The sequence below is a fragment of the Bacillus sp. AFS031507 genome, assembly GCF_002584635.1.
Lineage (GTDB): Bacteria > Bacillota > Bacilli > Bacillales > Cytobacillaceae > Neobacillus.
Genome location: NZ_NUOW01000020.1, coordinates 138,749 through 159,044, shown reverse-complemented (window position 1 = coordinate 159,044; position 20,296 = coordinate 138,749). Strand labels below are relative to the sequence as shown.

Sequence of the window (20,296 nt, the reverse complement as noted above, 5' to 3'; positions counted from 1 at the left end):
ACAGACCTACTAAGGAAACAGCAGGATTTTCTCTATACTGGACATTCAAATGAAGGGAGAATTTAATCCTATGGAAGCAAATTTCATGGAAAGTTTAAATTTAACGATTGATGGAAACCGTCTTTGGAACCAATTAATGGCCCTTGGAAAAATAGGAGAAGGAGACAATGGCGGGGTCAATAGAACATCATTTGATCAAAATGATATCGAAGCACGAAAATTTTTTCTGAAACTACTGGAACAAGCTGATTTATCCCCTTATATGGACGCAGCTGGGAATATCTTTGGGCAAATACTCGGTAAAAATCCCGAATTACCTGCCATTCTTATTGGTTCTCACCTTGATACAGTAAATTCTGGCGGGCGTTTCGATGGCGCCATGGGTGTTCTAATGGGTGTTGAGGTGCTTTGTACGTTGCAAGAAAAGGGAATTCAACCTGAAAGAACGATAAAGGTTGTATCCTTAACAGATGAGGAAGGGGCTCGTTTTGATTATGCTTTTGTAGGAAGTACCGCTTTGGTTGGGACAGAGGGTTCGAAGAAATTAAAGGAAAATTTAGCTGCAGCAACAGATAAAGATGGAATCTCCTATCTGGAGGCCATGAAGCAAGCCAGTCTAGAAGGGGAATATTTTAATCAGATTAATCCAGACCTTTTAGAACAAGCTCAGTTAGGTAAAAATGACGTAAAAGCTTATATTGAAGTACATATTGAGCAGGGAAAAGTGTTAGAAAATAAAGATTTAGCTGTTGGAATAGTTACGGGGATCTCTGGTGGAGAATGGGCGGAAGTAACGATCATGGGTGAAGCGGGGCATGCAGGAACGACCTGGATGAAAGAGAGAAAAGATGCTTTAACAGCTGCAGCAGAATGTATATTAGCCATTGAGAAAATAGCACGGGACAATATCGGAAGTGTTGCGACAGTAGGAAAATTGGAAGTAAAACCTGGAAGTAGTAATGTCATTCCTGGGAGAGTGGATTTTACACTTGATGTTCGGGATATATCTAATGAACGGCGTAAAAATACGGTTACTAAAATCTATAATTCAATTCGGACAATTGCTGCAAACCGTGGTTTAGAGTGTGAAATTAGGGAGGTTCAATCCCTATCTTCTGTGATGAGCTCACCAATAGTGATGAAAGCAGTAAAAGATTCTCTGCAAGAATTACAGTATCCTGTTTATGAATTACCAAGCGGGGCTGCTCATGATACAATGGTGTTGGGGAAACTCACAGATATTGGAATGATCTTTGTGAGGAGCCGCAATGGCATAAGTCATCATCCAGATGAGTGGAGTTCTTTTGAAGATGTTGCTCTTGGGTGCGAGGTACTATTCAGAACCACGTTAAAACTTTTATAAATGAATCACGTAGCTAGAGAGGTTCTGTAGTCATTTTAGGTACTGTATTTGGCGAGCCAAAAATCATTGAAATTCCAGTTAAAAGGAAAATACTAGCCGTCCTTCATATATTGGTATATTTCAAATAAAACCCAACGAACAGTTAGCAATATTCGCTTTTCTTATACACATCAGGGGATGACAAGCACCAACCCTTTTTTTTCTCATATACATGAGGAGATTTACTGATAAAAGAAAGGGGGAGGCTGCATTGTATCCAAATAATCCTTACCAGCCTTTCTATCCATATTTCTATGACAACAGACAAGGACTATTTCAAAAAATTCTTGCTTGTTATCAACAAAAGCGATGGATTAGATTATCATTCCGAGATGGAACAACTGCTGAAGGTTTAATTAGGACCTATGACCCTTTAAGAGGAGTATTAATTTACCTACCGATGCAAAGGTATACGATTTCGTGTGAAGGTGTAAGGGTGAATTCTCTGCAAAAAGCACAGAATTGCATCGGCAAAAGATCCACTTTGACACTTTCCAACAATATTAGCCTAACTTTTACAATAGAAGGTGTTGACCAATCTCAAAATATTGGTGGATGGGTTAACATAAATGAACTTATGTCGGTATCTGGACAGGTAGTTGACGCGAATTGTATTTAGTTGGGATTGATTATAAGCATAAAAAAGGGCGATGACAGCCAGGGGGTGTCATCGCCCTTTTTGTGACAGTATGGCCATAAAGGAAGAGAGTGGAAAATATAAAACTCTAAATATGTAAAAATATTGAAATTCACAATACTTTTCTAAAGCTATCCTAATTCTCTTGGGATAGCTTTTAGTGGTAGCTAACTCCTTTATTTAACTATGCCTTCACGAAGCCAAATGATCTGAATTCATTCCAATTACCCGTCAAACTATTTATAGGGGTTATGAAATCCTGCGAATAAATTTGCCTCGGTTGAAGAATATTGTTTATTTTCTTCTTGAGCTAACGACGCAGGTTATTTGAATAAAAGGCATTACGAATTTGAGTCTTATATTGCAGTAAAAACAAAAATAAGCGTCTAAATGACGCTTCATATGAAGTTGAGATCACTATTAGAAGATATTGGATATTTAAAATCGGATAGAGTCATAGGTTAGGGGTAACCTCAACAATTTTTCATAAAATTTTTTCAAGTCGGCATAAGTTGGATTTTTTATTATTCACACATGACTTAGTTATCACATTATTTCGTGCTATTCTTACGTTAGTACAAATTGTTGTGGGTGAGAAAACCATTCCCAATTACAGGGAGTTCGTAGATTTATGTTAGCTACTAATGATGCACATTCATTATATAACCAATACTGTTTTGAACAGATTGTTAATCCAGAACTATTTATGCAAAAGGAACTAAAATCCATATCAACAATAAAAACTCTTCTAACGATTGCAAGAAATCAAGATATGCCCCTGTTCGTATAAGTTATCATGAACGAAACTAGCTCCTTACTCGTAACACCGTAGGTTAACTAGCAAAGTTATTTCGTGCAGGTGAATTAAGATGAGAACCGGATGTTTCATGATAGGAAGTATTTGTTAACAAGCATAAATAGATAAAAGCAGTTGGCATTGTCTGCCTTGACTGATATAGTAGTATATGAAGTGGAATACGATGTAATGTGGGGGAACCGGTGATGCCGGTTGAGATTTAGTCCGTGAGACGATGACCCTTGGAACCTGATCTGGTTGATACCGGCGGAGGGAACATATTCTTAAACAATTAATTGTTTGCTGATATGCACTCAGGTTTCTTTGCCTGGGTGCTTTATTTTGTTTAAGCAAGTTTTTGCCTTCTAACCAACACTGAGGTTTCAGCCTATTTATTTTGTTTCACTTTAGATATTATTTTTACATATGGAGGATTCAAAATGAAGAAATGGCTAGTACTAGTCCTATCAGTCTTTCTAATGACTGGATGTAGCAGCAAAAAAGAAACAGAAAACGTAAAAGGAAAAAAACAACCGCTTAAAAAGGTCTCGATTGTACTGGATTGGACGCCAAATACCAATCATACTGGATTATATGTTGCAAAAGAAAAAGGATTCTTTAAAAAAGAAGGCTTGGATGTGGATATTATCATGCCAGGTGAGACCGGTGCTGACCAACTAGTAGCTTCTGGCAAGTCGCAATTTGGTGTTGGCTACCAAGAAGCCATTACTCAGGCACGTATACAAGGGGTGCCGCTCGTATCGATCGCTGCAGTGATTCAGCACAATACATCAGGATTCGCTTCACCTGTTGGCAAACAGATTCAATCTCCGAAGGATTTTGAAGGAAAAACATACGGTGGATGGGGCTCGCCAGTCGAAAAATCTGTCATCACTTCTCTAATGAAAAAGGAAAACGCTGATACTAATAAGGTGAAAATCGTGAACATGGGGGATACGGACTTTTTTACGGCTGTGAAACGAGACATCGATTTCGCTTGGATTTACTATGGGTGGACTGGTGTAGAAGCAGACCTTCGTAATGAAAAAATTAATATGGTTTACTTAACAGATTACTCTGACAAACTGGACTACTATACACCTGTTTTAGAAACAAATGAAAAAATGATCGAAGAGAACCCTGAAACGGTTAAGGCGTTCGTAAATGCCGCTGCCAAGGGATATGAATTTGCCATTAAAAACCCTGATCAAGCTGCAGATATCCTGATTAAAGCAGCACCGGATTTAGATCCAAAGCTTGTAAAGAAGAGTCAAGAATGGTTGTCTCCAAAATATCAGGATGATGCAAAGGAATGGGGAATTCAAAAGCAAGAGGTTTGGGAAAATTATGCCCAATGGATGTATGATAATAAGCTTCTTGACAAGAAATTAGATGGGAAAAAAGCATTTACAAATGAATTTTTACCAAAACACTAGGGGGTAGAAGAACATGGCAAATTCATTAATCAGCATACAAATCATACCGAAAACAAAGGATGGAGAAGACGTCATTCCATACGTTGATGAAGCCATTAAAGTCATTGCTGAATCTGGTGTGAAATATGAGGTACACCCGTTAGAAACAACCATGGAAGGTGAACTGCACGAATTATTTACCGTGATTTCAAAAATGAATGAACGAATGATTGAAATGGGAAGCAAAAATGTCATTTCTCAAGTGAAAATCCTTTATCAGCCAACAGGCATTTCCATGGATGACTTAACGGAGAAATATCGATCATGAGGATGAATCTTGTAAAAGGGTGGAGACCGATTTTGGTTCTCCTCCTTTTGTTTGTCATTTGGGAGATTGTCGTTAAAATAGCAGAAGTGCCGGAATGGCTTCTTCCGCCGCCATCAAAGATTTTCACAGAGGCCATTGCCGGTTGGCGTGATTTTTATCCAGATGTGTTTTCAACGGTTAAAATTTCATTATTTGGATTTGTAGTTGGAGCATTCATTGGACTGGCAGTCGCCATTTTATTCCATCTGGTACCTGTTTTAAGGGATTCTTTTTATCCATTGTTGATTTTATCGCAAAATGTTCCCATTATCGTTCTGGCTCCACTGTTGGTGATTTGGTTTGGGTTTGGCTTATTACCCAAAATGATTGTCATCACCCTTGTTTGTTTCTTTCCCATTACAGTGGCCGCCTTAGATGGATTTAGCCAAACCCCTTCAGAGTTGAAGCATTATATGAGGATGGCAGGTGCATCCAAAACACAGCTTTTTTGGAAATTGGAGCTGCCGTTTTCGTTGCCCTCGATTTTTTCAGGCTTTAAGGTTTCTGCCACGTATAGTGTAATGGGTGCCGTTATTTCTGAATGGCTTGGTGCTAAGCAGGGGATTGGTGTCTTTATGACATTCGCATCGTCGTCTTTTCGAACGGACCGGGTGTTCGTTGCCATTTTTACCATCATGTTCTTAAGCCTCTTATTTTTCTTTTTAATCGTTTTTATGGAACGAAGAGTGGTTCGCTGGCAGCCGAAAGGGGATGAGAAAAAATGAGCTATCTTCGTTTTCAAAACGTTTCGAAACGTTTCGGGCAAAATGAAGTACTGAATGACCTTGATTTTTCCATTAATAAAGATGAATTTGTTTCTATTATTGGCCCTTCAGGTAGTGGGAAAAGCACCATTTTCAATTTAATAGGAGGAATTCTTTCACCTGATGAAGGGGAGATCCTATTAGACAACCAGTGCGTTAATGGCAAGCGTGGTTTTATTAGCTATATGCCTCAAACTTCTTCTCTTTTCCCGTGGAGGACGATACTTGAAAATGTCCTTCTTGGCCAAGAGCTTCAGGGAAAAAAAGAGGTAAAAGCAGCACGAGAAATGCTGGCGATTGCAGGACTCTCTGATTATGAAAACGCCTATCCTCACATGCTATCTGGGGGAATGAAGCAGCGGGCTGCTTTTATCCGTGCCTTATTGAGCCCGCAAGAGGTGATCTGTCTTGATGAGCCTTTTTCAGCATTAGATGAGCTAACCCGGTTTGAAATGCAAAAATGGTTATTGGAAATGTGGGAATCACATCGAAGGACTATTCTTTTTATTACTCATAATATTGAGGAAGCATTGTTTCTATCCGATCGAGTGATGATGCTGTCTGGTAAGCAGGCAAAGGTCGTTTCAAACATAGAGGTTCCATTTGAAAGGCCGAGGCACGAAGGTGTTTTACTGGATGAAAGCTTTATTCAATGCAAAAGGGATGTATATTACCAATTAGTAGGTGAAGTCAAATGAACATAATCGACGCTCATATACATTTGGATCGCTATCAGGATGAGGAAATCAAACGGATTGTAATGAATTCTGCCCGTATCGAAGCCTTGATTTCTGTATCCTTTCATTTGGATTCCAGTAAAAGAAACCTTTTGCTTTCACAAAAATATCAAAAGGTAAAACCTGCATTCGGATACCATCCAGAACAAGCATTGCCTTCAGAAAACGAGCTAAAGGGGCTGCTAAATTGGATGGACGACCACCTTGACGAAATGATTGCTGTAGGAGAGGTGGGGCTGCCATACTACTTAAGGCAAGAGCAGGGGATTTCGATTGCTCCTTATCTTGAAGTATTAGAAGTGTTTATAAGTAAGGCGAAAATATGGGACAAACCAATTGTTCTTCATGCTGTTTACGATGATGCGCCTCTCGTTTGTGACCTTCTCGAAAAATATTCTGTTTCCAAAGCGCATTTTCATTGGTTTAAAGGGGATCAGAAAACAATAGACCGAATGATAAGAAACGGCTACCATATTTCTATTACCCCGGATGTGGTGTATGAACGAGAAATCCAGCAGCTTGTAAGCGTCTATCCTCTCGAGCTCATGATGGTTGAAACAGATGGTCCTTGGCCATTTGAAGGTCCTTTTGCAGGGGAAATGACCCATCCGAATATGATGGAGGAATCCATAAGGAAAATCGCCCTGCTAAAGAAGCTTTCCGTTGCGGAAGTTTCAGATGTCTTACATCAAAACACAAAAGGGTTTTATCAATTAACATCTTGAAGCTGCCGATCAAACATTGGCAGCCTTCTTTATTTTTAAAGTTTTTTTCACCTAATTTCAGAACACTCTTGGAATAGTGTAAAAACAACTTTAAATAATACATTCTATTTTTCTTATATAAAATATCGCGGATTGAAGGAACACTTTTGTCATTACGATACACAGTGAAACGTGCTTGTAGATTATCTTACCTCATTTCTTCTTTATTTCGAAAGGATTTTTTGTTTGAATTGGATGGTAGCTTTAGCTATTAAAGTGGGCTCCTTTTGACGTAATGGTAAATGCTGCTGCACCAACTTTTATTGAACTGAATGTACGGGTCTAAACCTGCGATACATAGAAATGTGTTTTAGTTATAAAGAAAATAGTAGATTAATAAAATATTATGAGGTGAAGCTGTTGGCTATAAAACAAGGAGAAATAAAAACTGTTACAAAGGGGTGAATATATTGAAAACTTATCGATTACCCATTTTCATTTTACTTATGATCCTTATATACATATTTGCCATTCCCAGCAAACCAGAAGAAATCAAAATGCTATTTAAATTAATCCCAATGTGGCTAATTCTTTTCTATGCTTATAAACAAATACCTGATAAAAAATCACGCCCTCATTGGATTATATGGTGTGGATTATTTATCTGTATGCTAGGTGATGGGCTAATTAGATGGTTCATTATCGGCTTAGCAGCCTTCCTAATTGGTCATCTGTTTTATATAACAGGGTTTTCCCGTTATTGGCGTTTTACAAAGCTTTCACTTCTTATGATTCTACCTATTGGATTATATGGCTTTGTTATGGGATATCACGTAATCGCTGCATTGCTTCAGAATCATATGGATACCTTAGTAGTTCCCGTACTTATGTATATTGTGATTATATCCCTGATGAGTTGGACTGGATTTTTGTCCCATAATATATGGGCAATAATAGGAGGTATTTTATTTGTCCTCTCAGACTCAATTCTGTCATGGAATATGTTTGTTTCAGATATTCCCCATTCCGATATCCTGATTATGACAACCTATTATATAGCGCAATTTTTAATTGCACACAGCTTGCGCTTCTTTCCGAGTTTTGGTAGCTATTCCTCGGGTAAAAAATAGGGACTTAGAAACGAAATTTCACACGTTAACAACTCAGTTTAAATCCTTTTTGAACAGACAGAAAGATATAGAAAAGAAAATTATGCTGGATAATCCATATGCAGGATTAAGAGAAACCAGCCTATCTGAAATGGTCTTACACGTTGTGAATCATGGAACCTATCATAGAGGGAATATTTCAGCTATGTTGCATCAGTTGGGTGATTCTTCAGTTATGACTGATTATGCTTTTTATTGGTATTCAGAAAATGTTATTCATCATAAATAGGCAAGAGTAGAGTAATCCATTTTTTCTCCAAAGAAGCTGATTAATTTAACACAGTTATCGGATACAATTATGCAGAATAAGAAGTATGACTTTCCACTATCTGGCGCGTTTCTTTAGCATGAAATGCGCTTTTCTTTATGAATTGGGTAAGATTGTGAAATAACTAATATGGTCTTACACTCGTTTGTTTAATAAGAGATTAACCATCAAGATTTTCAATTACTTTCAACACTTAAAGTTGATGTACAGCTCAAAAGCAGTACCAGGATTTTTTAATTATATGTTTAACGCAATGTCAGATTTTTTTGTCGAAGAACTTTCGGGTCGAGTAAATGTTGATAAAAATTTATATAGTAACTATTTGGCAACAACTTTAATGACGATTATTGGTGCCTGGTTCACACATGGTGTGCGTTATTCTCCTGAGTTTATCGTCGGTTTTTATTTAGATATACTGCATCAGTCATCTACATCGTTTAAAGAAAAATATATTAACAATAGGGTATTCATATGAAGGGATGGCTTTTCATTGGAACGAATCAATCATTACAATTACTTGAAATAGAAGATTGGATGGGAGTTTTACGGAATATGTTAGTGTACTAGAGATTATTTGTCTGAAAATGATCATATACATAAATCCTGCCAGTTTCTCCCCTAAGAAAGATAAACGCCTTCACACAAAAATAACCTAAAAATCACTCAAAATTGCAAAAAACGCCTTCAAAAATCAAATTGGAAGGCGTTTTTTGACGTTTACGCTCAAAAAATGCCCTCAAATTTGAAAATTGGCGATTCGCTTTACCCCGCCAATCTCGATATCGTAGAAGTGCAAAGGATGCGGGCTTTCACCTAAATCCCTCGCAAAGGACAAGGTGATGAAAAGGTGTTATAAAGTATTCACATATTATTGAAAAACAGATGACCATTTTCTTCAATTATTTATATATCAAGTATGAAGGAATTTTTTAGGAGAAAGGTAGTGGTTGAAGATGGCAAAGTTTAGAATGGTACGTACTGGTTTTTGGAAGAATCCAATGGTATCAGAGGAGATGACTCCAGAGGACAAATTCTTCAGTCTTTATCTTCTTACGAATCCACAAACGACTCAAATTGGAATCTATAAGATTACCAAAAAACAAATGGCTTTTGATTTGGGTTATTCGATTGAGAGTGTTCACTCGTTAATGGAACGATTCATCGTGCATCACAAGCTGATTCGTTACAATCCTGAAACGAGAGAACTGGCAATCAAGAACTGGGGGAAATATAACCTGGATAAAGGCGGGAAACCGTTCATGGATTGTATTCTTTCCGAGTTAAAGGATGTCGAGGATCTCTCACTGATTCAATATGTTTCGAAGGCGATTCAAAAACAGGAAATTCGCAGTCTATTTGAATCATTTTGTGAACAAGAAGAGCTGGTTTTCGGCAAGGAAGTTAGTGGCCAAGATGAAAATGATACATATGTAGAACCTGAATGTAGAGAGCTTGACGATAAGTTGACGCATCGTGATACGAGAAAGGGACAAAAAGAAGAAGAAAATAAAAAAGAAAATAAAAAAGAACAACAACAACAAGAAGCTTTTAATCCAAATATAGAGAAAAATCCAGACACAAAAAATAATCAAAAAGAAGTAGATGTAAAAGAAATTATTGAGTTTTGGGACAACAATGGATTTGGTTTTTCGAACGTGAATGCCAAACAACAGTTAGTATCTTGGTTAGATGATTCTAGCTTTTTACAGCCGAAAGAGGTGAATTTAAAAGCGATGAATATTGCCTGTGCCAATAACAAGCGAAGGCTGAGTTATGTGGTTGGGATTCTGAAAAACTGGGTAAATGACTCCTTATTGACCGTAGAAGAAATTGATTCTTTTTATGAGAGTCAAAATTCCACACGAAAACATAGGCAATCAACCGAATCGTTTCCTGCCGGAAGAGCAATTCCAAGTGGATTTAAACTGGACCTTACGGCAGGGGAAGAGGGATGAGTATGGCAGAAAAAGCGTTCTTAGGAAGCTTGATGAAGGCGGAGTACTTACTCCAAGATACCATTACAATTAATACTTAATAATAGTAATGATTACGAATTAGATTGTCAACAGTCTCTGAAAGGAAATCCAACGATTCTTTTCCATCACAGTAAATTAATGTATTACACTGAATCTCTACAATTACTAACGAAGCATAGACACAATACCACGTTTTGCCTTGGAATCAATTAAGCGATGTAAGTACAAAAAGTTATCATCATTTTAAAAGCCTTTTTGTTTGGCTCAAAAAAGAAAAACAGGAATGTAATAAAGTAGACAAGCATAAAAATAAATCGTAATTATTTCGTTTTAAAGGAGCTATATATGACAATTTCATCTCCTGTAAAGGACATATTTCTTTATGGACTTTTTTTACTTTTTGTTTATCTTTTTTTCTTTGGAAATCATGAAACCCTTCAAATCATAGGAGTCATTTTTCAAGGTGAATGGAGGACTGTATTTGTTGTTTTTCTTGGCATTTTACTTGAAGCACTTCCTTTTATAGTTATTGGCGCATTAATGGCATCAGTTATTCAAATATTTATAACCGAAGAAATCATACAGAGAGTTATCCCCAAGAGGCCTATTCCGGCAATGATTACTGCGTTAATGGCAGCTGCTATCCTTCCTGTGTGTGAATGCGCAATCATCCCGGTGGTCAGAAGATTGATTCAAAAGGGTATGCCAGTGCATGCCGGCACCGTACTTCTGATTGGTGCCCCCATTTTGAATTTTATTGTATTCGGTTCGACGTTTTATGCCTTTCAAAGACATCCTGAAATTATTTACGGGCGATTTATTTTGTGTATAATCACAGCTCTCATTGCGGGGACGGTAATTTATGTTAGTTTCAAGAAAACAAATATTCTTAAATTTAATACAGAAGATTTGACTCTGCAAAGGCCATTAAATCAAAACAGAGGAGCTTCAAAGTTAAAGGGGGTATTGCATCATACTTCCCAGGAATTTTTTGCAGTGGGTAAGGTGTTTATCATCGGTGCATTTCTTGCAAGCATTGCTCAAGTGTATGTCCAGCAATCCATGCTTATTGAAACGGCAAAAGAACCTGTAAACTCAACCATTATGATGATGGCGTTTGCCTTTATTCTGTCACTTTGTTCAGAAGCGGATGCCTTTGTTGCGGCTTCTCTAGGACATGTATTTCTTCCAGGTGCGATATTGGGTTTTTTAGTTTATGGTCCAATTTTGGATTTAAAGAATGTATTTGTTATGTTATCTTCGTTCAAAGTTCGCTTTGTACTATTCTATTTTTTTGTCATCACTATAACAGTACTTGGCCTCTCATTACTGGCCGGCTACCTAATACATGGAGGTTAAAGAATGAAAGAAAAGCAAGTCCCTATTTGGCAATTCAACAACGAACTACAAGGAATTCTATTAATTGGTATTAGTTTAGTGATTTTTAAGCTATATGTATCAAAAAAAATCTTGATCATACTGGAACCTGAGATGATTCCTTTTTTGTTGTTTGCCATGGTAAGTCTTTTTATAATCGGTTTTTTCCGTCTTTTAAACAGTGATTTAAATGGGGCGGACTGTGATTGTGAAGTTTGTGATCCATCTTCTTCATTGTTCATAATCATTATGAAATCTTCTTTTTTCATTTTTGTGATCATACTATCTCTTGTCCTAAATGATTTTATTGATACCGTTCATGTCCCTTTCAAATAACATGAATAATATTTCTCCTAATGAGCAGAGAGGAACAGCATTATTAAATAACAAAAAAGCTGATTCCAAGGAATTAGCTTTTTTGTTCATAATTAGAGATGGGCATTCATTTCTAAACTGAGTTTTCTTTTTCTATAGCTGATTTGTCATGTCATGATGAAGAGTTCTGTTGATTTGCGCCATACAATGAATAAATTACTGTTCTAATTCTTGTTTATTCCAATAAAAACAAGTTCACTTAATCTTGTTTCATTCTCTTTCCATTGACGGTCCTCACCCTGAAAACAACATATGTAGTGCATACTGCACAGAAACAAAATACTGAAAGCTGTATACAGCAACAAGGAACAAATATTTTTAATAATTTTTACGAAAGGAACTTGCTCATTGAATAAAAAAGTGATAAATTATCAATTATCAAGTTTAAATCGTAATAATTACGATTTATAAAGGTGAGGTGTATGTATAAATGGACGATTGCTCGCAATATCTCTGGGACACGCCAGGCAGCGGCACGGATTGTTAGTAGTTTATTGTGACGGATTACATAAAAGGTTGGAGTTTTCTAGGAACAAATTGTTTTAGAAATTTTGGATTTATTGCCTTTTTAAACATAATTTTTATAAATTCCGTCATTATGCATTATATGGAGAGCGGTGCATATCTGTTGTTATATAAGATAAAATCTTTACGTTTTACTGAAAGTATATGTTGACGAGGAGGATTACGATGAAAAAAATACCCACTTATATTATTTCAGGGTTTTTGGGAAGCGGAAAAACAACATTGCTGCTACATTTATTAAAGTATTGCAAATCTCAACAAAAAAAAGCTGCCATTCTATTAAATGAGCTGGGCAGTGTGAATGTAGAAAGTTACTTGTTTGAAGACGAGAATGTATTTGAGTTATTAGATGGATGTATCTGTTGTTCCATTCAAGACGATTTAAAAGCAACATTAACATCACTTTTAGAAATGCACACCGAAAAACCTATAGATGCATTATTCGTTGAAGGGACAGGTGTTGCGAATCCGTTAGAAATCGTAGAAGTAATGGCTAGTCCTCCTTATGTGCACTCTTTTGACATTCAATCCGTCATTAGTATGATTGATGCAAGTTCATACCTAGAAAATCAAGATATTTTTACTTCGAAAACAGTTCGTGACTTGCTTAAAAACCAAATTAAGGGAGCTACAACTGTCGTGCTCAATAAAGTGGATCTGGTGAATGAAAAACAATTACAAAAAATAGATGCTAAACTCACTAAGTTGCTAGATAACCATACACAAGTAATGAAGGCTTCCTATGGAAACGTGGATATAGGAGAATTACTACAAAAACGATCAAATACTACCGTCGTTTCACATAAACACCAAACCGGTAGTTATGGTGATTCTAGACATTCTACTTGCAATCATGACCATACACTCCATCATGAACATGTACAGCACGCCAGCATTAAAACCATTACGATTCAAGATGTTCCTTCTGTAACTAGAAGACAGCTAAAAAAATGGCTAAAATCATTACCAGAAGGGATTATGCGTGGCAAAGGATACATATTCTTGAAAGATAAACCGGGTTTGTATCCATTTCAATATAGTTCGAATCAAGTGCATATAGGTGATTTTCCGCAAAAACTTGAAGCAGATCCTTGTATAGTCTTAATTGGGAAAGATATAGATATTACGACTATTAAAAACTCTTACACTACTCAATTTACCTTATCCTAACTATGTGTGGACTAAGTACTCTTTGTTAACAGCTTGTCCTACCAGGGGAGAGGGGGTAGGGATTACTATTATAATCATGTACAGGTCTATCATCAAAATCGTAATCATTCAGATTTATAAGGGAGAAACAAAATGAAGAAAATACCGGTAACCGTATTAAGTGGGTATTTAGGGGCAGGAAAAACAACATTATTAAATCACATTTTAGCAAACCGGGAAGATAAAAAGGTTGCTGTCATCGTTAATGATATAAGTGAAATTAATATTGATGCGTCTTTAGTAAAACAAGGAGGTTTTTCACGTACAGAAGAAAAACTGGTGGAAATGCAGAATGGTTGCATTTGCTGCACGCTGAGGGAAGATTTAATAAAAGAAGTGGAGAAGCTTGCGGTTATAGGGGATCTTGATTACATTGTCATTGAATCAACCGGCATTAGTGAGCCGATACCCGTAGCCCAAACGTTTACCTACGTAGATGAAAATTTAGGAATTGATTTATCGGCTTTTTGCAGGCTCGATGCTATGGTGACTGTTGTCGATGCGAATCGCTTCTGGCATGATTTTGCTTCCGGGGAAAGCCTGCTAGATCGGAAACAGGGGACTGATGAAACCGATACAAGAGAAGTAGTCGATTTGTTAATTGACCAAATTGAGTTTGCCAACATTATTTTATTAAATAAATTGGACCTAGTAGACGAGAACGACAGACGTGAATTAAAAACAGTCCTTCAAAAACTAAATCCGGAGGCCCGCATGATTGAAACTGATCATGCCAGTGTTCCACTGGACCAAGTTTTGAATACAGAACTGTTTAATTTTGAGAAAGCAAGCCAAGGTGCCGGCTGGATAAAACAATTAAATAATGAACATATACCGGAAACAGAGGAGTACGGAATCTCTTCTATCGTTTACCGAAGACGACTTCCTTTTCACCCGGAAAGATTAATGAACTGGTTAGAAGAGTGGCCTGTAGAAGTTGTTCGGGCAAAGGGCTTCTTATGGCTGGCGTCCCGAAATAATATAGCAGCTTTACTGTCACAAGCTGGTCCATCCATTACCATTCAAGGTGCTGGTGAATGGATAGCAGCCTACCCTGAAGAGGAGAAACAACAAGTTTTACAGGAAGAACCAGAACTGCTGGAAAGATGGGATCCAGTTTATGGTGATCGGTTGACAGAGCTTGTCATGATTGGAATTGACATGAATCAAACAGAGATTGAAAAAACACTTGATGACTGTTTATTAACAGAAGAGGAACTAAAGAGAGAGTGGTCTGCATTTAAAGACCCATTAACACCATTTGTGGAAGCATAAAATAAATTTGGGAGGATTTCAAAATGAGAGTAAACATTACGATAGCGTGTACAGAAACCGGCGATCGAAACTATATTACGACAAAAAATAAACGGACACACCCAGAACGCCTGGAATTAAAAAAGTATTGCCCGCGTTTAAAAAGACATACATTGCATCGCGAAACAAAATAGAAATGAATAACTAAATCAACAGGACAGACCATTTTACCGTATGTGCGCCTTTATACGACAAAGGCGCATGCTTTTTGTAAAGACCCTAATAGGGGAAAATAAGATGATCGTACTGTAAATTTCCATAGAACAAATCAAAGTAAACGAGTATCAGTATTTAAATCAATAAGAAAATTATTGGGGGGTATTAGATTGCGATTCTTTCTGATAAGACAATCTTGAAGAGGTTAAAGGATCAGGAGCTAATTATTGATCCGTTTTCAACGTCACAACTTCAGTCTGCATCTGTTGATTTAAGGTTGGCAAATCATTTTTTAACAGTGGATGAAAATGCTGTTCCGCTTATTACAATCGACAAACCCGCTGACTATAAAGAATTTCGTAAAGATATTATCATCATGCCACCTCAATCCTTTGTATTAGGATCTACCCTTGAGTGTATCAGCTTACCTAATAATATGACGGCTTTTGTAGAAGGAAGAAGCTCCATTGGAAGATTAGGCTTGTTAATTCAAAATGCCGGATGGGTGGATCCAGGCTTTGAAGGGCATATCACTTTAGAACTTTATAATGCAAACCGTGTTCCGATCGAGCTAAGAGCAGGGAGGCGTATATGTCAGTTGGTCCTAGCCACTTTAGATCAAGAAACTACTCCCTATATGGGAAAATACTGTTGTCAAAACAAGGCCACTGAAAGCAGAGTCTATCTAGATGAAAAGACTGAGGTATTAAACTTGAGGTACAACCAAAAGTTTAAAGAATTTGATTAACTTCTTCGCTTAACATTTTTGGGATAAATGCGGGATTAGTTTGCTTAAATGGAAAGAAATTAATAAAGAGTGAGGTAGGATTATGGGTGTTGAGCAGCATAAAAAAGAAGCTCCTAAAAAAGTAAATTGCAAAGTCATCAAAGTCAGTGACACACGGACGAAAGAATCTGATAGAAGCGGAAGCTTAATTATCAAATTGTTAGAGGGAAATTCACATATTATAAATGATTATGAAATCGTTACAGATATTATGAGGTAATCGAAGAAGCCATTAAAAAGGGATGTCTTAATAAAGAAATCGATGTGGTCTTAATAAATGGTGGAACAGGTATTGCAAGTCGTGACGTTACAGTAGAGGTTGTTCAAAGTTTATTAGAAAAGGAACTGACAGGATTTGGTGAGATATTTCGTATGCTTAGTTATTTAGAGGATATTGGTTCTGCAGGGATTTTAAGCAGATCAATTGCTAGTGTAGCTTATGATACAGCTATTGATCCAAAGGGACGGTTCTTACAGGGTTCAATCGGAAGTTTTGCGCGTAAAAAGGCACAACTAGCGGTAAGGAGCTAGTTGTGCCTTTGGTTTATTCCATGTAAAAGATCTCTGCGCAAAATTTTTGATTGCCCAAGAAGAATGAAGATTTGCCAGTAACGCATAATGTCTGATTTTCACCAATCCCGAACCGTCCCCACAGTATTCAGAACCCATTTTTTTCTTCTGTTTTTATATTCGGTTTTCTTTTATACTAGAATGATCTTAACAATGAGGTAAACTGTATGGAACATACTAAAAACTTGCTCTTACAAGTAATGATTATTTTGATCCCTGTCTTTTTTTATTCTATGTATTTAACCAATCGTCATCAATTCATCGAAACGAAACGTCAAAAATTAATTTTCAGTTTCTTGGCAACGATTACGTTAGTATTGTGCATGTCCTTCCCGATCTATTCGGATGTAAACGAGCGAAATGACCTACGGTTTGTAGCTCTTATGATAGGTATATTTTATGGAGGTGGATACGCAACAGGTATTGTTCTCACGATCATCTTATTGTTGTATCGGTGGTATTTCGGGGGGGCAGGTTTTTATTCAACGGCATACGAAGTCCTTTTCTTCTTACCCATGTTTTTTTTAGCATATCCACGTTTCATCCAACAGGATCGAGCAGGTCGAATGAAACTGGCTTGGATGATAACATCGGGGATGTCCTTGATCTTCATCCTCGTGGATTTTCAAGAGATGGATTTTTTTAGCCACACACTTCAGGAAATTTTAGCGATATGTGCTGCCACCATCGTAACCGTCTTTTTGATTGAAACCTTAAGGGAAAATGCCCAGTTACACATGGAAGCTCAACAGGCGGAAAAATATAAGATACTCGGAGAATTGGCCAGTTCCTTTGCTCATGAAGTTCGAAATCCCATGCAGACCAATCGAGGATTTCTTCAGTTACTTCTACAATCGCCAATTTCAGAGACGTATAAAAGGTATGTTCAAATTTGTATAGAAGAAGTGGATCGAACGAATGACGTCATTACCGAATATCTTTCGCTTGCCAAGCCAGAAGCGGATACGAAAGAGTCCGTCGATGTTTGCCAAAAAATACAAACAGTCGTCAAGATTCTCTACTCCTATGCTTTAGAACGAAAAGTAAGCATAGACGTCCGACTTCCGGAGCAAGAGTGTGCGATATTGGGTCATCCCCCAAAAATGAAACAAGCCTTCCTCAATATCATCAAAAATGGAATCGAAGCGATGCCTCAAGGTGGTGCGGTTTCCATTTGCGTGAAACAGGAGTCACAGCATGTGATGATCCAAATCCAAGATGAGGGAGTGGGGATGAATGAAGACGAAGTGAAACGTCTTGGACAACCATTTTATTCCCTGAAAGAAAAAGGAACCGGCATAGGACTCATGGTGAGCTATCGCATTATCGACTCGCTTCATGGAAAAATCACCGTCCAAAGCCAAAAAGGAAAAGGAACCACGTTTACCATTCGGTTCCCTCTCCATAATTGTAAAAATATCATCGCCATTAACTGACAAACATGAGCGTTAGCTAAAAATAAAAGTATATGAACCGACAGGAGTTAAAGGGTATTGGATCGTAGATAACCGTACTGAGACAGTTGAAGTGTTTATCTTTATAGAAGTAAGTATTTTTGAAGACTTTATCATCGATTTAAAGAACATATTTCTATAATACAAATTCTAACCATCTATGAGCGTGTCGCAAAACTCCAATAAATATCCAATATTGTGCATAAGTAAGACAAGTTGGACATGAAAGCGATAATGGTTATATCCAAACATGCGAGGGCATTCCAATCCCTTGTCTTTCAAAGTATGAAACAAGTGTTCAATCTCGTTTCTCAGATTGAAAAGTGATTTTTTAGCACGTAAACATAAAAATGAATATCACTTTTTATTCGTACACGCCAATGGCAGTCAATTACAAAGAATCACTAATCTTGTTGAAAAAGAAAATATCACGCCCTCTATTGATTCAATTTATAATTTTAATGACACTAACAAAGCATTAATAAAAGTTTCTACTGGACACTCACAAGGCAAAGTTATTGTAACCTTCTAATCTAAAATTTAAGTACGTGGAAGAACTCTTGTTAAACTATAAGGTGCTTTCCTTTTATAGATCTAGCTGCCAATAGGGTAGCTTTTTATTTATGTCGCAAACGGGGAAGTTCAATAAGCATAATACAAAGGGTACATTAAAGCGCTGGACTTATGAATGACTCTAAATTATTAAATGCCTAAGAACCAGTAAAATACCCTCACAAGTAATTCTGCTTAATCGTTATAATCTATCTCCGAAGTAACACCTCTATCCCACGTCCGTACAATATTGAACTTTGTCAATTCTTCATGCAGTTCCACGGCTTTGTCGTCAATGCTTTCTGAAATGGTATTAAAGGCTTTTAACAAGCGAAAGAACTCGGCCTTATCTTCCTCGGTGGCACTCTCTGATTGCTCGTAAAGGGCGGTCATTTTCTGGAAATAAGTGACAAGAGTTTTCATTCGTTTGTTCAGGGCTAGTACATCCTTACTCTTGAACTTGATGGTGTATTCGCCAATCCGTTCCCCTGTATTGAAATACTCGGTCAATAAGACACTCTGTTGTTCAAGAGTTTGGAGCATTCCTTCTATCTCTGATCGCTCAACCTTATCCTCCTCTTCGCTGATTTCTATTGTCTCGAAGGCTTCCTGCATGGGGGTAAATACCCACATTTAGGGTATCTATAACGGTCAAGTGCCCCCGCAGGATCCTTCTCAATTCATTCAAATAATAGGAGCGGTCTTTCACTTCATTGACAAAACTCCTGTCTTCTGCTTGTGGCTCAGGTTCCCTGCTCTTCTTTTTCATCTCATTAGCAACTATACGGGATGCATCATTAGCAAACCGCTTGGAAGCCCCCCATAACAACTTATCGAAAAAACCCATTGCAATCCCTCCGTATGTGTTTGCACTCCATTAATATTATACAGGCAATTCCGTTATCACAGACTAAACGATTAATTCTCTCCCTTTAAATTCGGCAGATTAGCCGCTCTCTCCTGTTCAGTACTGTAAAAAGGTAACCAAATTGTATGTTATCTTATGGAATCAGTCTTGAGGATAGATTCCATATGGTTTAGTTAGAAAAAGATATTCATTGTTTCATAAAATTAAAAAGCCCCTCCAATAAATGAATGAGGCTGCAAACAGATGCAAAAAAGGTCTATCCTAAAGGTAAAAAGAGCAAAACCATGAAGCTAATCAAAAACAACGCAGAAATGGTTAACTCTGGAAGAAAAAACTAGTAGGAAACTATTTATTCACCACTACCGTTAGCAGCAAACCGGAAATACATTAATCAAGATCTAAATTAAAAGTTAAGGAAGCTATTTATAAGTATTTAAGCTAGTTTATCAATCTTCTTGGAGTTCAGGAACCGATAAATCAGTTGTTTATTATTTTTGGCAGCATTTCGGTAAAAATCTCGATAAACATAAATACTAGTATTAGGATGGGAGGTATGGAGAGAATTGCAAAGCTTAGGTAGGCAAGTTTCAACTTGCCATTTGATTGGTCGAACTCGCCAAAGTGATGACAGACGTCTTAATTCGATATGGTTTGGAGATGGTTACTTAACAAAAGCTAAGGCATACAATATTGCTGAACAAAAACTAAAGGCGTGGAAATGATAAATTGCTATATACTCTTTATAAAATAAAAATAGATTAGTATCGTTAAGTATCTATATTATAAATCAAAAAAGAGAACTTAAACTATTCTCAATGGAAGATTCGTCTATATATTCAGTGAACATCTTTTTAAATAATTAATGAGAAATATA

The 20,296-nt window shown here is 37.1% G+C and carries 21 protein-coding genes, 2 pseudogenes and 1 riboswitch; of the genes and pseudogenes, 21 read left to right on the top strand and 2 right to left on the bottom strand.

The features are described from left to right. Positions 1–85 precede the first annotated feature (85 nt). The 21 genes and pseudogenes from COE25_RS19140 to COE25_RS19040 all read left to right on the top strand — a co-directional run bounded on the left by COE25_RS19140 (position 86) and on the right by COE25_RS19040 (position 18,534). Positions 86–1,363: a M20 family metallo-hydrolase gene (locus COE25_RS19140; RefSeq protein WP_180247550.1), complete on the top strand. Its 1,278-nt coding sequence runs from the start codon at positions 86–88 to the stop codon at positions 1,361–1,363. A gap of 250 nt (positions 1,364–1,613) precedes the next feature. Continuing rightward, positions 1,614–2,021 (top strand): hypothetical protein, encoded by a 408-nt coding sequence (locus COE25_RS19135; RefSeq protein ID WP_098933753.1) that lies wholly within the window; start codon positions 1,614–1,616, stop codon positions 2,019–2,021. 649 nt (positions 2,022–2,670) lie between these two features. Continuing rightward, positions 2,671–2,829, top strand: coding sequence for a hypothetical protein (locus tag COE25_RS31680; RefSeq protein WP_257208889.1), 159 nt, complete (start codon positions 2,671–2,673; stop codon positions 2,827–2,829). Positions 2,830–3,018: 189 nt separating this feature from the next. Further along, positions 3,019–3,128: riboswitch (TPP riboswitch) on the top strand. A 147-nt stretch (positions 3,129–3,275) separates the two neighbouring features. Continuing rightward, positions 3,276–4,271 carry an ABC transporter substrate-binding protein gene (locus COE25_RS19125; protein WP_098933752.1) on the top strand — a complete coding sequence of 332 codons (996 nt, stop codon included), beginning with the start codon at positions 3,276–3,278 and terminating at the stop codon, positions 4,269–4,271. Between the two features lie 13 nt (positions 4,272–4,284). After that, positions 4,285–4,578, top strand: coding sequence for a thiamine-binding protein (locus COE25_RS19120; RefSeq protein WP_098933751.1), 294 nt, complete (start codon positions 4,285–4,287; stop codon positions 4,576–4,578). Beyond that, positions 4,575–5,342 carry an ABC transporter permease gene (locus tag COE25_RS19115; RefSeq protein WP_098933750.1) on the top strand — a complete coding sequence of 256 codons (768 nt, stop codon included), beginning with the start codon at positions 4,575–4,577 and terminating at the stop codon, positions 5,340–5,342. Before COE25_RS19120 ends, COE25_RS19115 begins: the two co-directional genes overlap by 4 nt. Beyond that, a complete protein-coding gene (locus tag COE25_RS19110; protein ID WP_098933749.1) occupies positions 5,339–6,079 on the top strand; it encodes an ABC transporter ATP-binding protein in 741 nt (246 codons plus the stop codon). The genes COE25_RS19115 and COE25_RS19110 overlap by 4 nt, the downstream gene beginning before the upstream one ends. Then, positions 6,076–6,843 carry a TatD family hydrolase gene (locus COE25_RS19105; RefSeq protein ID WP_098933748.1) on the top strand — a complete coding sequence of 256 codons (768 nt, stop codon included), beginning with the start codon at positions 6,076–6,078 and terminating at the stop codon, positions 6,841–6,843. The genes COE25_RS19110 and COE25_RS19105 overlap by 4 nt, the downstream gene beginning before the upstream one ends. A 440-nt stretch (positions 6,844–7,283) precedes the next feature. Then, a complete protein-coding gene (locus tag COE25_RS19100; RefSeq protein WP_306572684.1) occupies positions 7,284–7,952 on the top strand; it encodes a lysoplasmalogenase in 669 nt (222 codons plus the stop codon). Next, positions 7,951–8,220: pseudogene (locus COE25_RS19095) on the top strand (DinB family protein); the annotation flags it as partial. The gene COE25_RS19100 and the pseudogene COE25_RS19095, both read left to right, overlap by 2 nt. Positions 8,221–8,404: 184 nt before the next feature. Continuing rightward, on the top strand, positions 8,405–8,734 hold the full coding sequence (locus COE25_RS19090) for a TetR-like C-terminal domain-containing protein (RefSeq protein ID WP_257208888.1): 330 nt from the start codon (positions 8,405–8,407) through the stop codon (positions 8,732–8,734). 478 nt (positions 8,735–9,212) lie between these two features. Next, on the top strand, positions 9,213–10,214 hold the full coding sequence (locus COE25_RS19085; protein ID WP_257208887.1) for a DnaD domain protein: 1,002 nt from the start codon (positions 9,213–9,215) through the stop codon (positions 10,212–10,214). Positions 10,215–10,580: 366 nt separating this feature from the next. Then, complete coding sequence (locus COE25_RS19080) at positions 10,581–11,594, top strand: permease (protein ID WP_098933745.1); 1,014 nt, start codon at positions 10,581–10,583, stop codon at positions 11,592–11,594. A gap of 3 nt (positions 11,595–11,597) precedes the next feature. After that, the gene (locus COE25_RS19075) at positions 11,598–11,948 is read left to right on the top strand and encodes a DUF1980 domain-containing protein (RefSeq protein ID WP_098933744.1); all 351 of its coding nucleotides are present in this window, start codon (positions 11,598–11,600) and stop codon (positions 11,946–11,948) included. A gap of 729 nt (positions 11,949–12,677) precedes the next feature. Next, positions 12,678–13,682, top strand: a complete 1,005-nt coding sequence (locus COE25_RS19070; protein WP_180247548.1) for a CobW family GTP-binding protein — start codon at positions 12,678–12,680, stop codon at positions 13,680–13,682. Between the two features lie 132 nt (positions 13,683–13,814). Next, entirely contained in the window at positions 13,815–14,996 is a 1,182-nt protein-coding gene (locus tag COE25_RS19065) for a GTP-binding protein (protein WP_098933742.1), read from the top strand. Between the two features lie 23 nt (positions 14,997–15,019). Next, on the top strand, positions 15,020–15,169 hold the full coding sequence (gene rpmG / locus COE25_RS19060; protein ID WP_098933741.1) for a 50S ribosomal protein L33: 150 nt from the start codon (positions 15,020–15,022) through the stop codon (positions 15,167–15,169). A 191-nt stretch (positions 15,170–15,360) separates the two neighbouring features. Then, positions 15,361–15,939 carry a dCTP deaminase gene (dcd, locus tag COE25_RS19055; protein WP_098933740.1) on the top strand — a complete coding sequence of 193 codons (579 nt, stop codon included), beginning with the start codon at positions 15,361–15,363 and terminating at the stop codon, positions 15,937–15,939. Positions 15,940–16,021: 82 nt separating this feature from the next. Continuing rightward, a pseudogene (locus COE25_RS19050) lies at positions 16,022–16,431 on the top strand (MogA/MoaB family molybdenum cofactor biosynthesis protein); the annotation flags it as partial. A gap of 284 nt (positions 16,432–16,715) precedes the next feature. Next, positions 16,716–17,984, top strand: a complete 1,269-nt coding sequence (locus COE25_RS19045; protein WP_098933739.1) for an ATP-binding protein — start codon at positions 16,716–16,718, stop codon at positions 17,982–17,984. Positions 17,985–18,318: 334 nt separating this feature from the next. Then, positions 18,319–18,534 (top strand): zinc-binding dehydrogenase, encoded by a 216-nt coding sequence (locus COE25_RS19040; RefSeq protein ID WP_257208886.1) that lies wholly within the window; start codon positions 18,319–18,321, stop codon positions 18,532–18,534. 215 nt (positions 18,535–18,749) lie between these two features. Here COE25_RS19040 and COE25_RS19035 read toward each other — a convergent pair whose 3' ends face one another. Both COE25_RS19035 and COE25_RS19030 read right to left on the bottom strand, forming a co-directional pair. Beyond that, positions 18,750–19,097, bottom strand: coding sequence for a hypothetical protein (locus COE25_RS19035; protein WP_098933737.1), 348 nt, complete (start codon positions 19,095–19,097; stop codon positions 18,750–18,752). Positions 19,098–19,122: 25 nt separating this feature from the next. Continuing rightward, positions 19,123–19,401 carry a hypothetical protein gene (locus tag COE25_RS19030; RefSeq protein ID WP_098933736.1) on the bottom strand — a complete coding sequence of 93 codons (279 nt, stop codon included), beginning with the start codon at positions 19,399–19,401 and terminating at the stop codon, positions 19,123–19,125. Between the last annotated feature and the right edge of the window lie 895 nt (positions 19,402–20,296).

Excerpts from the sequence above, each read along its gene's own strand:
- COE25_RS19045 (WP_098933739.1), top strand. The coding sequence starts at position 16,716 with ATGGAACATACTAAAAACTTGCTCTTACAAGTAATGATTATTTTGATC.
- COE25_RS19080 (WP_098933745.1), top strand. The coding sequence starts at position 10,581 with ATGACAATTTCATCTCCTGTAAAGGACATATTTCTTTATGGACTTTTT.
- COE25_RS19115 (WP_098933750.1), top strand. The coding sequence starts at position 4,575 with ATGAGGATGAATCTTGTAAAAGGGTGGAGACCGATTTTGGTTCTCCTC.
- COE25_RS31680 (WP_257208889.1), top strand. The coding sequence starts at position 2,671 with ATGTTAGCTACTAATGATGCACATTCATTATATAACCAATACTGTTTT.
- COE25_RS19110 (WP_098933749.1), top strand. The coding sequence starts at position 5,339 with ATGAGCTATCTTCGTTTTCAAAACGTTTCGAAACGTTTCGGGCAAAAT.
- COE25_RS19120 (WP_098933751.1), top strand. The coding sequence starts at position 4,285 with ATGGCAAATTCATTAATCAGCATACAAATCATACCGAAAACAAAGGAT.
- COE25_RS19105 (WP_098933748.1), top strand. The coding sequence starts at position 6,076 with ATGAACATAATCGACGCTCATATACATTTGGATCGCTATCAGGATGAG.
- rpmG (WP_098933741.1), top strand. The coding sequence starts at position 15,020 with ATGAGAGTAAACATTACGATAGCGTGTACAGAAACCGGCGATCGAAAC.
- COE25_RS19035 (WP_098933737.1), bottom strand. The coding sequence starts at position 19,097 with ATGCTCCAAACTCTTGAACAACAGAGTGTCTTATTGACCGAGTATTTC.
- COE25_RS19075 (WP_098933744.1), top strand. The coding sequence starts at position 11,598 with ATGAAAGAAAAGCAAGTCCCTATTTGGCAATTCAACAACGAACTACAA.
- COE25_RS19085 (WP_257208887.1), top strand. The coding sequence starts at position 9,213 with ATGGCAAAGTTTAGAATGGTACGTACTGGTTTTTGGAAGAATCCAATG.
- COE25_RS19125 (WP_098933752.1), top strand. The coding sequence starts at position 3,276 with ATGAAGAAATGGCTAGTACTAGTCCTATCAGTCTTTCTAATGACTGGA.
- COE25_RS19070 (WP_180247548.1), top strand. The coding sequence starts at position 12,678 with ATGAAAAAAATACCCACTTATATTATTTCAGGGTTTTTGGGAAGCGGA.
- COE25_RS19030 (WP_098933736.1), bottom strand. The coding sequence starts at position 19,401 with ATGGGTTTTTTCGATAAGTTGTTATGGGGGGCTTCCAAGCGGTTTGCT.
- COE25_RS19140 (WP_180247550.1), top strand. The coding sequence starts at position 86 with ATGGAAAGTTTAAATTTAACGATTGATGGAAACCGTCTTTGGAACCAA.
- COE25_RS19065 (WP_098933742.1), top strand. The coding sequence starts at position 13,815 with ATGAAGAAAATACCGGTAACCGTATTAAGTGGGTATTTAGGGGCAGGA.